The sequence below is a fragment of the Roseovarius litoreus genome, assembly GCF_900142765.1.
Taxonomy (GTDB): Bacteria; Pseudomonadota; Alphaproteobacteria; order Rhodobacterales; family Rhodobacteraceae; genus Roseovarius; species Roseovarius litoreus.
Map to the genome: position 1 here is coordinate 1 of NZ_FRCB01000021.1, position 12,344 is coordinate 12,344.

The following is a 12,344-nucleotide window of genomic DNA, read 5'->3' on the forward strand; positions in this document are numbered from 1 at the left end:
GTGTCCATGTCCGGGCACGTCTCACTGACCATACCGCCCGAATACCGGGTCGGGGATTGATCCTTCAGCGGGGCCTTCGCTTCTGGCGGGCTTTCGACCAACCGGTCAGACCAAACATCCACCGCGCAGCAACGCTCCAGACGTAGCGCAGTGGAATGATTTTGGTAGTTAGGTGGGTAACGGCCCTCTCCGGACATTCACCAGAAGGGTGAACGCTGCAGTGCGGCTAAACAGAAACGGACATCCATGACATTATGCAGCATGGTTCTGCGGCCCAAGGTCGCCAGTGCGGACTGAGCGGGCATTCACATCATCTGCGCGGAGGCCCTTCGATGTGCGGCATTACCGACTTGGAGCACAGGAATCGGAGGCACGCTGCGTGGGACACGGGCGGCCGGGCGCAAGAAAACCTCCCAGGATCGTTTTTGTTCGTCTGATGCATGTTAACGCTTTTCCAAAAGCTGAAGGCAACGCGGAACAAACTATCGATGATCAGATGTCCTGTTGTTAGAGTGAACCCTAATCCGCAGTTTGAGCACGTCCAACTTATGCATATCCTTGCCGACTATCCACCGCCACGATCTTGGGATCAGTTCGAGGAACTGTGTGCCGATGTTTTTCAGTCGTCTTGGCAGGATCCTACAATGGTTAGACACGGCCGTGCCGGTCAGCGGCAAAATGGCGTGGACATCGTAGGTCGAAATGGTGCGATTTATCCCATTGGCTTGCAATGCAAGCGGCGTTCAAGATGGCCAGTTGCCCGGCTCACCGCCAAGCAAATAAATGAAGAGGTACTGGCGGCTCAGAAATTCAGGCCCAAGCTTAAGGCCTTTTATATCCTCACTACTGCTCCCGACGATACCACCCTTCAATCACACGTTCGGAAAATTAACGACAGCCAGCCCTTTGAAGTTGTATTGCTCGGATGGAGTGAAATCTTACGGCGCGCCTTGAAAGACCCCCAAATTGCAGACAAGCACTTTGGGGCGAAGGGAAGCGCGTCGCGATCACCGCTGCTGGGTACTTGGCACACTACGCAGGGGCAACTTGAGAAAAACAGCACAGAGCTTTCTCTGGATTTCCAAGAGCTTTGGGAGGATTTTCAGGATTGGCCTAACGGACACATCGTCATCCGAGATCACGAGACCGATAATCTTATTCAGAAGATCGCCGCACTCGGCGAAGGTCCCCATTCCAAGGAAAGACGCAAGGAACGATTGGCACTTCGTCAACAACTCCGCGTCTTAAGGCGACGCGAGGAAGTTGCCCAAGAAGGGGTCGCACGTATGTGCACGATGAATGAGCTCCGCACTTATTTATACCGAGTCAAGGAGCCAAAGCTGGCGGCCTTATGTATCTCCGAGTTTATCAACGAGCAGATGGCTGCTCCAGGATCAAGGGCAATCGCGCACGGTCGGGCACTTCGACTGAGCCCACCCGACAACATGCGGGATAGTCGGCTTTCAGCCAACTTGGATGATTGGGCGCTAAAATCCATCGAGATTATAAAAGCCAAACGCGTCGAGATGTTCAACAATCCGCTGACCACAACAGTTGACGAACTCCCTGATGACGTCTTTGCGCAGGTAGCATTCCCCCGGATAATGCGCGGCATCTTGGAAGAACTGAGCGACGAAATGCGTACTCCTGCCCCCACGCTAATGGCTGAGGGGTGGTTCAATATTGGGCAATGGAATCTGGAAATTGCCTGAAATAAACTTGCTTTGGCCAATGGTCGTATTTGGTTGTCAGAGATTTGTGCGCGGTTGGGCCGCGCATAGCCTCAACTTGCGGAGTAGCTCGTCGGGTGGCATCGTCGTCTGGAATTCATTAATATGAAGGTTTAGCCACTGCTACCACTCCATATTCCACGTAAGCTGTGCTTGGGCGAGAAACAGGTGCCTGTGCCTGAATTGAGCCTGCTGTCAGAACCTGGCGTGGTTCTCGTTCTTGCTGAACCGGGGGCGGGGAAATCCGCCTTGCTCGCAAGTCTTGCAGCTCGCTTCGGCACCACCCCAGTCAAAGCCAGCATCTTCGAAGGATCACGTGCGCCCTGCATTGTTGTCGACGCATTCGACGAAATTGCGCGCATTGATCCCACCGGCCTTCATCGCACGTTGAAAGAACTCCGTCATACCCAAGCAGAACGGACAATCCTGTCGAGCCGATCCGGGGAGTGGAGCGACGCGGACACTCGCCTGCTTCATGACATCATGGGTGTAGAGCCAATCCTCGCCAGGTTGGTCCCGTTTGATCAGAATGAGCAGGCTCTACTTTTTCGCCATCGACATCCAGACGCCAGCTTCGAAGACTTTCTTTCCGATGCCGCCCGCCACGACCTAACTCATCTCCTTGGCAATCCAGAGTTCCTGAACCTGTTCGCGGATGCGTTTGTTCAGGCCGGAGGCCGATTCACACAGCGACATGAGATATTCAGTGACGCGGTGCGGTATCTCGCTCGCGAAACGAATAGGTCGGTTCCCACTCGGGACGCGCCCACAGCTGAGCAACGCATAGCTTGGGCGGACGAGGTCTTTGCGCGACTTCTCTTGTCAGGTTCCGATGGCGTTGCAATGGCAGATGTCGCCGAAGGCCCGACGTTCCCCCGTCTCGCAGACCTTGGCCTGCCCGACCAACGACTACCCTCAATCCTTGATACCCGCCTCTTTCGTCCAGCCGCAGGTGCCGACCGACATGAACCTGTCCATCGCATCGTTGCAGAGCATTGTGCAGCCCGGGCACTTGTCCAAAGGATTGATGATCCTGCAAACACTTTCACCGTAAATCAGTGCCTGAGTCTTGTGGCTCCGAACGGAACCACCCGTGATGACCTTCGTGGTCTCCTTGGCTGGATGGCTGCACTGGGAAGCCAGAATGTCCAGGATGCGGCAATCGATGTTGACCCCTATGCCGTCCTCTCAAACGGGGATCCATCGCGACTCTCGGTTAGGTCCAGACATCGACTTCTTGAAGCACTGGGAAAACTGGAGGCCGATGATCCCTTTTTCCGCCGTGTAGATCGCTGGCGAAGTTTCAGCGCCTCGGGGTTCTTTACACCCAAAATCGTTGATGCGATCCGCCCGATGATCGCGCGCGAAGGCGGAGGAGACTTGCGCGCGTTGCTCCTCGAGCTTCTGTTGGGTTCGCCTGCGGTCACTTCGTTGCGTCCGGAACTGGAAGCGATCGTGCTAGACGACACCGCCACCCCACAGTGCAGGCACGCAGCGTGCGATTGCCTAGCACGGGAAGAGCTCGACCTCGCACGGCTGGTAGATCCACTTATCGCGTCTGGCACCAACGAGGCCCTGCGTCTTGCCGCAAAGATCGTTACCCACATGGGGGTCCGACGCCAACCTCGCGAAAAGCTTCGGGACCTGCTTTTGGCCTGCGCCAACTTGTACCCGACTGATCCAACAGAGCGCGAACGCGTGCTCGGATCACGGTACTTCATACGAATTCTGGTGCGGGATTTCGATGCTGATCTGTGTGGCTGGCTGCTTGATGAGATTACCCGGGGATTGGCTTGCACTTGCGGAGCTCGTTCATGGGAGTGTCACTGCCGGGATGGCATCAGCAAGATTGCAGGGCATCTCCTAGATAGGTATTTCGACATCGCCGAGGCGCCGGGGGAACCTGCGAGAATCTGGTGCTGGCTGAAACCGCTTCACTTCCATCGCTCGGTCAGTGGGAAGGATAGCCCAGCAGTCCGCGTCCTGCAGGAGGAACACCACCTGCGTCGTGAAATTCAGCGGCTGATGTTCGAAGGGCTTACCACACGGGAGGCCATGATCGATGAAGGCATAGATCGACACGGCCATGCGGGCCTGTCCTTTAAGTCTGTCGATATCCGGCCGATGATGGATTACGCATTCGCGACAGAAAATGTTGAGCTTTGGGACTTATGCGTTCATTCGCACCACTTCTACCGAGCACGAGCCGAGAGGGGCCCAGACGAGCTTCGACATTATGCGCGGCAGCAAGCGCGTCAGAAGCCGGATTTCCTCGCCAGGTGGGCACTCAGGCAACGCCGACAATTCCGTAGCTGGAAGCAAAATCGCGAACGGCGGTTTCGCTTTCAGGCCCGACGGCGGCGTCGAGAACGCGCAGCTGAAGGCAAGGCGATCAGCTCACTGACCAGAGATCGCGGCATTATCGAAGCCGGCCAACACAAAGGCTGGCTGACCTACATCGCGCGCTATTACTTGGTTCAACCGAATGACATGGACGAGCTTACGCGGGGGTTGATCGACGTAGACGCGGCCCTGCGAAGTTATCTTCGCGTCGTCGGCGATGACATCTCGACCTTGGAACAGTGTGCGTTGGGCACGACTCGGGCAGGCGTTGTCAGGCTCCATGCAGCTTGTGTCGCCGAGTTTAGAGCTACCCGTGACCTGTCACAGATTGATCGGCGCGTCCTTGCTGCGGTCCGAACAGATATCGGTGGATACAATTGGGGCAGTGAGGGTGAACGCGAGCGGTTCGAGGAAGCAGTCGATGTAACACTTTTTCGCAACGAGGCCGATGCAGACGCATTCATAACAGAGTACGTCGAAGCTCAGCTCGCTTACGGCGACGAGACCGCGGACGTAAGCTGGCTGGAACGTAAGGAAACGTTCCGATTTCTGCTGCCATCCCGTCCTTTGGAATGGTTGCGCATGTTTCCAGCTATCGCACACCATCCCTTGAACCGGCTCTTCGACATGGCCGTTAGCTACGGGGATCGCGCAGACCTGCTTGCATTGATCCGGGAACGCTGTGCAGATCTTGACTCCGGCATGCTGCCCCACAGGCTTGAGGCGCAAAGGCGCTTTTGGTTCCTTCGCCACTTCTGGTTCTTGGACGGCGATCAATCTGCGGTCTGGTCGGTTCTGGATCGTGATCCGGATTTCATCTTCGAACTCGAACACATCCGAAGTGACCAGAGAGGGGACGATGCGACGTGGCCCGACCTGAGTGCCGCGAAAATCGCGCGCATCTTGGACACGTTCATTGACCGCTGGCCGCCTGCCCCACTTCCTTCAAGTTGGGGAACTGGTAGCCCGAAGCCTGAAACCGCCTATCGCTATCTGACTGACATCGTCTACATGATTGGACGGGATACGACGGACGCTGTCTTGCCGGTTCTGGATGGCCTTCTCGCCGACCCTCGGATGGCACCGTTTCACAGAAATCTGCGGAGCATCCGGGCGGCGAGCAGGCGCACAATATCTCTACGCGACTTTGCCCCACCGAGCGCCGCAGCTGTCAGAGCTGCACTTGATCAGGGACGGCCAGCCAGCGTTGAACACGTGCGCCGCGTCGTTGTCGAGTACCTTGGACGCTTGCAGGAAGATGTCCACGGCGGCGACCTCGGCGTGATCGATCAGTTCTACGAGAAAGGGCAGCGGCTTGGAGAGAACGCTGCCACGAGGCGCATCGTAAACTGGCTGAGACCTCGCCTTGAGCCCTTGGGGTTCGTGGATGTGATTGAACACCAGCTTGCCGACGGCAACCGATGCGACATTACAGCCTCCATCCAGACGCCCGCTGGGCGCAAGATGCTGGTTGTGGAAGTCAAAGGCCAATGGAATGCCGAGCTTTTCACGGCGGCCCAGATGCAGCTTGTGGATCGCTACGCGGTACATCCAACAGCAGAAGAACAAGGTATCTATTTGGTCCTCTGGTTTGGTGCGGACGAAAAGATCGCGGGCCTGAAGAATCATAATAATTTACAGGCTGCTGATCTGAAAAAGAGACTTGAAGAAGGCCTACCAGTCGAGCTTCTGGGCAAGATTGACGTAGTGGTTCTTAACCTCGCGAGGCACTGAAGCGCGAGTTCACTGGAACCGCGATGGAGTGGCGGCTTTGAAGAAAAGACCAACGGCGTGAGCCGGGCTGAATGTCCGCTTCTGTGTTCAATGAGTGGTGCATTCGCGCGTGCAGCGAACTTCCGGAATCCGCCACAGGGCTTCGCAAACGGCCCTGAGCCGACCTTCATGCGCCCTGAAGCGAATGACGGCTTAATCGCCTATGGCGCGCGGGCTTTGCACGTCTACTGCATGAATCGTTTTCCCCTGGCACTCGCACAGTTATGCCGATCTAACCCACCGTATTTGAGATGCATTTGAAGGAAAATCTGGAACAGCAACCCAGGACAATGGCTCCAGCGCATTCATGACATGACCACGCAATGGTATCCCGCTCAAACAGAAAGAGCCGTTTGCGCCGAAAAGACTTAAACAGGGGGCTATCACATATTTTTTGATGCCTGGTATTTCTTGAAATCGTCCAGGTCCTTCTTGATCGTATCCGTATCAATCGATGTCGCCGGCTCGGTCAGGTATATCACAACATCGTTCACAAATTCGACTAGCTCACCTCGACGCTCCGACGTGATTGGATCGGTCGTATAGCGAAGTTTCCGACCGCTCCGCTCCCACATGTTGAAAATCTGGGTAACCACGATCTCGCGACGGACGTCCTTCACGCGCCGCTTATCTGTGTCAGTGTGGCTTACCGAATAAGTGAAGGCAGCATGATCCGTGGTTTCACTTCTGGTGTTTCTCTCGACACCACGCAGAAACACGAGAAAGTCTTCAATCGCAGCCTTTCCGTCTGAGTAGTTTTTAAAGTGGGTCAAAACAGGGTTTTCGGCGCCGATGCGCGCCAACGGATTAGAAATCGCAATTTTGTCGAGGGCTGCTGAGGCCTTGTTCAGTTGCACTCTTGCTTTTTCCAAATCCTTTATCGCGCGGTCTAATTCTTTAATTGCTCTATCTCGGCGATCTTGTCCGAACTCTGGTTGGGGCAATTGCAAGTCGTTCTCTAGAACGCCGCTCAATTCTTGGGACAGCTGACGGATTTTTGCGAAACCGAACCCATACTTCTCGCTAAGATGTTGAACCTGCTCGGTAGTTAGTGGCCCATTGGGCGCAGCACATGGCTGACCAACATTCCAAGGAATTATGTTCTTTGTGAAAGTCATCGGAGAGTTGCACCTCAAAATTGCAAATTCTGTGGAATGTTTCTCTTCAGCGAAACTAGCCTGCCAACGAGGTGCGTGCACGTGTCCATACGCACGCTCGGATCCAACACCGTAAATTATTGCCGCTAACTGGCCTGCAAGATCATCTTTGTACCGCCAGTTCCTGCACCAAAAATTGGAGCTTACAGAGAAGTCGCTGAAATAAGTGGAACGATTGCTGCGAATATTTTCAATTGATCCACTTAGACGCGGGTACCTCTGCGCAGCTCTAGTCAGGGCATGACACGCGAGCGCCAACCTTCTGACCGCCAGACCGATGAACAGCACGTAACTGACGCCGCACTGGCGTTGGCACGCCTGTTCGCGCGGGCGGTCGCCGCAGAGACTCAGGAGTTCACGTCCCACCAATCCGGAGAACACCTCGATGACCAAACCGACTAATTCCAACTACAGCCAATATGGTCAGGCCGCTATGACGGTAAAGGACGTCGCAGAGTTGGACAGCGTTTCCGAGAAAACTGTTCGCAGGGCCATAAAAGCCGGCCTTTTGGAAGTCATCCGTGTTGGACCTGGAGGGCGTCTCATCCGCATTACTCCGGCTGCACACATCGCTTACCGCATGGTGCAAAAGGCTGGGCAGTAGTTTTTAAGAAGGACCACCCTCATAAGTGGGTGACAATCTGCCGAAAGAACAGCCCATCGGAATCCTGAGGCGCACGCACCCTATCGGCGCGCCCATCATCTCTGGCACTGGTGAACAGCAATGTCCAATAAAATCAACACCTTGCCGCATCTTCGGGAAGACCCAGATGGCAAAACCGGGTCTTTTTACCGTGTAGGGTACTCCCGATCAGGCCCCCCTGACACCGCGTGTCCACCCGCGTCCACAACTGACCAGAAAGAGACCTACCCGATGGCAAAATATAACAAACTCCCCCTCGATGGTATTTTCGTACCGCCCGCCACACCCAGCTTTGCAGACCTGATAGAGCAACTTGGAACCGAAGACAGTCTCACCCCAGCACGCCGCAAAGATCTCATCTCCGGTTTGCGCCGTGTGGCGGAGGCGCTCCACCGGACGCCGGCCGAAGTTCCGGCCGATCCACAGTGGTTGCAGCCGCGGCTCGCGCGCATTGCGCCCGCTGCCATCGGCGTCACCCGGAAGACTTGGCAAAATACCGTCAGCAACGCGCGCAACGCGATGGTCGCTTGCGGGATTGTGACAAAGCGCCAACGCCGTCCCGAGGATCTTTCACCGGCCTGGCGCAATCTCTGGGCCGTGGTTCAGGCCTCGAAGGACAAGAGCCTTCTGAGCCCTTTGCCGCGCTTTGTCTTTTTTCTCGATCGCGTTGGGATCGCGCCCGAAGATGTGCGCAACGACCATGCGCTCTTGTTTCTGGAAGCGGTCGAGCAGAATGAGATCAGCAAGAATCCTCAAGCCGCGTACGAAGGCGCGGTGATGGGCTGGAATCTTGCCAGAGTTCGGTTGTCGGAGTGGCCGCGCCAGCGCCTGGATCTTCCGTCCAAGTCAAAGCGGGTCATGTTGCCTGCGACGCAGTACCCCTCCGACCTTATCAAGGATGTCGACAGGTATCTCGAGATGCGCCTGCGGCCGGACCTGCTTGCAACCGGAAAGACGCTCCGCCCGATCGCGGCCTCGTCCGGTACCACCTATCGCTACCTGTTGCTGCGCTTTGTAAGTCACGTTGTTGGATCCGGAGTTGCGGCCGAGGAGATTTCTTCGCTGAACGCATTGCTGCAGCCGGGACATGTGGAACGGGGGCTGCGGCATATGTTGGAGCGCAACGGGGGCGCGACACGCGCGTCGATCAGCGATACCGCGGGACTTCTTCTGACCATCGCCACACATCTGGGCTTGCCCGAAGAGATAGTTCGCATCCTCACACAGTACAAAACACGCCTCGCTGTGCACGAGCCGGGCGGTATGACGGCTAAGAACCGCGACCGTTTGCGCGTGTTGCGTAATCCTGACGTTCTGCGTCGTCTGCTGCATCTGCCGGAGCAGATCATGGCGCGCCCGCTCGGCCAGCGTCGCCATAAAGCGCTGCGGGCGAGGGAGGATGCCATCGCCATCGGCATTTTGCTCTACTGCCCTCTGCGGGTTTCTAACCTGTCGACGTTGGAGATCGAGCGCCACCTGCAGCGCCCCGGCAAGGGCAAGATGTTTCTTGTGATCCCTGCGAGCGAGGTGAAGAACCATCGCCCGCTCGAGTTCGAACTGCCTGCCCACCTGGTCTCTATGATCGATGCCCATCTTTCCGACCGTGCGCCAACTCTTTGCACGCCACGCAACCCCTACCTTTTCCCGGCGACCCGCAAGGATGGGCCTGTTTGGAGAAACACGCTCTCGGAGCGGATCAAGCGACGGGTGCGCGACGAGATCGGGATCGAGATGAATGCACATCTTTTCCGTCACCTTGCGGTGATGATTTACCTCGACGCCAATCCGGGCGGTTACGAGGTCGCCCGCCAGATGCTCGGCCATTCCTCCCTTAGCCAGACAATTAGCGTCTACTCCGGCTTGGAGACGATCAGTGCCACGCGCAGTTTCGCATCACTGGTGGACAAGATGCGGGAGGGCATGTGATGGGTATCGCCTTGCCGCTGCAAGACTGGCCTGCCGCCGACCAAGATGCCTTCGTCGCATTGTTCGCAGAAGGCAGTCTGCTTGATGACCGAGGGCCACTTGCCCATTGGCGAGCGCGGTCCCGCAAACTGATGGAACGCCAATATGGCCGTTGGCTGGACTGGATCTCGCAGGTAGAGCCCGAGGCGCTGGCCTTGTCTCCTGTTGAACGGGCCACATATCAGCGGCTCCACGCCTGGCGCAAGTCTATGGGCGACCTAGTTCCCGCGACCTTGTTCGGGTATGTGGACGCGGTGGTCCGTCTATCTCGGCTTTCGGCTCCTGATCATGACTGGAAAGCGCAGCTCGCCCTCCTGGCCGATCTGCATCGCGCCGTCAAACAGCATGGCTCCCCGCGCAAAACGGGGCGCATTCATTCCAGTGATGTTCTGTTCGAGGCCGGCGCGATGCTCGTGCAGGGCAATGTGGGCCCGATTACACATCCTGATCGCGCCGTACGCCTGCGCGATGGGGCGATAATCTGTCTGCTGGCTCTTATGCCCATGCGCCGTCGCGCGTTGTCGGAGTTGAGGCTTGGAACCTCTCTCTCTGTTGAGAACGGCCAGATCACCGTCTGCCTCAATGGTTCCATGACCAAAAACGGTCAGCCCTGGGAAGCAATCGTGCCGGATACCCTGCTAGAGATTCTGACGATCTACTTGCAGACGGCACGCCCTGCGCTTTTGGCCCGTGGATCAACCGATACAGATGCCGTCTGGGTAGGGCGCAATGGGACGCCTCCCGGCATCAACCAATTCACGCGGGCGATCAGAAAGAGAACTAAGGATTTGCTTGGCATAGATGTCAGCCCGCATCTGTTTCGCGATGCAGCAGCGACGACGCTGGCACGGACAGACCCGGCCTCGGCACGCCTCATCAAGCCGATACTTGGGCATGCTTCGGAGCGCATCTCCGAAGAGCACTATATCCGGACTGATACGATTGCAGCAGGGCGCGGCCTGGCCAGCGCTCTGGCCAACCTCAAGAAGGGAGACTGACGATGCGGATAGCGATTTACGCGCGTTTTTCCTCGACGATGCAGAGTGAGGCGTCGATCGAGGATCAGACACGCCTGTGCCTGGAACAGGCCGAGCATCTTGGGGGATCGGTCGTGGGCACTTTCAGCGACATGGCGCTGTCTGGAGCCTCGATGCACCGCCCCGGCCTTGAGCGCCTGTTGACGCAGGCCAAGAGTGGCGCGTTCGACGTAGTGTTGTCTGAAGCCTTGGACCGGCTGAGCCGCGACCAGGCGGATGTGGCGACCTTGTACAAGCACCTGAGCTTTTATAGCGTTCGGATCGTGACGCTGTCTGAGGGCGAGATCAACGAGTTGCATGTCGGCCTTAAGGGCACCATGAACCAGCTCTTCCTTAAGGATCTTGCCAACAAGACGCGTCGTGGCCTGCGCGGGCGCGTCGAGGCCGGTCATTCCGGGGGCGGCAAATCTTATGGCTATGACGTGGTGCGCCGGCTCGGCGAAGACGGCGAGATGGTCACCGGTGAGCGCACCATCAATGACTATGAGGCACAGATCATCCGAAAGATTTTCAGAGAGTTCAGCGAGGGCCATTCCCCCAAGGCGATTGCGCGCAAATTGAACGAAGACCAAGTGCCTGGCCCCCGGGGCCGAATGTGGCGCGATACCGCGATCCGCGGCCACAGAACGCGTGGCACGGGGATCTTGAACAATGAGCTTTATATCGGGCGCATGGTCTGGAACCGCCTGCGTTACATCAAGGACCCGTCGACCGGGAAACGCGTGTCGCGACAAAATCCGGAGTCCGAGTGGGTGATCACGGAAGTGCCCGAGCTTCGTATCGTCGATGACGAACTCTGGGCCGCCGTCAAGAAGCGCCAAGGTGAGATCGAGAGCAGCCCTCGCGTTCAAGGCATCAGGGAAAGCCGGTTTTGGGAGCGGCGGCGCAAGATGCATCTTTTGACCGGCCTGCTTCACTGCGGCTGCTGCGGAGGCGGCTTTGCCGCAGTTGGGCGTGACTATGTCGCCTGCTCGGCGGCGCGCAAACTCCAGACTTGTGAGCAAACAAAGTCGTTTAAGCGCAGCGTCCTCGAAGCCGCTGTGCTCGATCTGCTGAGGGACCGTCTCATGCAGCCCGATGCGGTAGCGGAGTTCGTCGCAGCCTTTTCCCGGGAAGTGAACAGGCAACGCAATAGCGAGAACGCTGAGCGGGCGAAGGCTGAAAAGGACCGGGCCGCGTTGGCTAAGAAATTAGATGGTCTCTACGATGCTGTGGCCAATGGATTGAGGACCCGTGGCTTGCTCGAGCGTTTGGAAAAAATGGAAAGCGAATTGCGCGAGCTCGATGAGGCGTTGGTTACGCCGGAACCTTCTCCGGTGCGCCTTCATCCCAATCTGGCTGCGCAGTATCGGAAAAGAATTAATGATTTGACTCAGACGCTAAAAAATCCGGAGCTGAGAACAACAGCACTCGAAATCATCCGCAGCTTGATCCAGCATGTGACTGTGACTGTAGATCAAAACGGGGATGTGCTACTTGAGCTTTTCGGAGCTATTACCGCCATGATCGACGTCGCTCAGCCTGGTGGCGTGACTGACGCCGATCATGGTTCGGTAAAAGTGGTTGCGGGAGCAGGATTTGAACCTGCGACCTTCAGGTTATGAGCCTGACGAGCTACCGGACTGCTCCATCCCGCGGTTGTGAGTGTTTGTTTAGAGATTGAGGATTTTTCTAGGTTTGGCGGTGACCTACTCTC

7 protein-coding genes and 1 tRNA gene are annotated in these 12,344 nt (G+C 56.9%); 6 read left to right on the forward strand and 2 right to left on the reverse strand.

Annotated features, from left to right (window positions below; translation table 11 throughout):
• The first annotated feature begins 548 nt into the window (after positions 1 to 548).
• Both F3H35_RS18605 and F3H35_RS18610 read left to right on the forward strand, forming a co-directional pair.
• Positions 549 to 1,712: a restriction endonuclease gene (locus F3H35_RS18605; RefSeq protein WP_188130042.1), complete on the forward strand. Its 1,164-nt coding sequence runs from the start codon at positions 549 to 551 to the stop codon at positions 1,710 to 1,712.
• 171 nt (positions 1,713 to 1,883) lie between these two features.
• The gene (locus F3H35_RS18610; RefSeq protein WP_149781027.1) at positions 1,884 to 5,807 is read left to right on the forward strand and encodes an NACHT domain-containing protein; all 3,924 of its coding nucleotides are present in this window, start codon (positions 1,884 to 1,886) and stop codon (positions 5,805 to 5,807) included.
• A gap of 422 nt (positions 5,808 to 6,229) precedes the next feature.
• Here the strand turns inward: F3H35_RS18610 and F3H35_RS18615 are convergent, their stop codons facing one another.
• On the reverse strand, positions 6,230 to 7,396 hold the full coding sequence (locus tag F3H35_RS18615) for a hypothetical protein (RefSeq protein WP_149781028.1): 1,167 nt from the start codon (positions 7,394 to 7,396) through the stop codon (positions 6,230 to 6,232).
• Here F3H35_RS18615 and F3H35_RS18620 point away from each other — a divergent pair.
• The 4 genes from F3H35_RS18620 (at position 7,389) to F3H35_RS18635 (ending at position 12,252) form a co-directional block, all read left to right on the forward strand.
• The gene (locus F3H35_RS18620) at positions 7,389 to 7,607 is read left to right on the forward strand and encodes a helix-turn-helix domain-containing protein (RefSeq protein WP_149781029.1); all 219 of its coding nucleotides are present in this window, start codon (positions 7,389 to 7,391) and stop codon (positions 7,605 to 7,607) included. The genes F3H35_RS18615 and F3H35_RS18620 overlap by 8 nt on opposite strands.
• A gap of 270 nt (positions 7,608 to 7,877) precedes the next feature.
• Positions 7,878 to 9,572, forward strand: a complete 1,695-nt coding sequence (locus tag F3H35_RS18625; protein ID WP_188130043.1) for a site-specific integrase — start codon at positions 7,878 to 7,880, stop codon at positions 9,570 to 9,572.
• Positions 9,572 to 10,609, forward strand: a complete 1,038-nt coding sequence (locus F3H35_RS18630; protein ID WP_149781031.1) for a site-specific integrase — start codon at positions 9,572 to 9,574, stop codon at positions 10,607 to 10,609. Before F3H35_RS18625 ends, F3H35_RS18630 begins: the two co-directional genes overlap by 1 nt.
• Before the next feature lie 38 nt (positions 10,610 to 10,647).
• Positions 10,648 to 12,252, forward strand: a complete 1,605-nt coding sequence (locus F3H35_RS18635) for a recombinase family protein (RefSeq protein WP_262975150.1) — start codon at positions 10,648 to 10,650, stop codon at positions 12,250 to 12,252.
• On the opposite strand, the gene F3H35_RS18640 is transcribed toward F3H35_RS18635, so the two are convergent.
• Positions 12,209 to 12,285 (reverse strand) — tRNA-Met (locus F3H35_RS18640). The genes F3H35_RS18635 and F3H35_RS18640 overlap by 44 nt on opposite strands.
• Positions 12,286 to 12,344 lie beyond the last annotated feature (59 nt).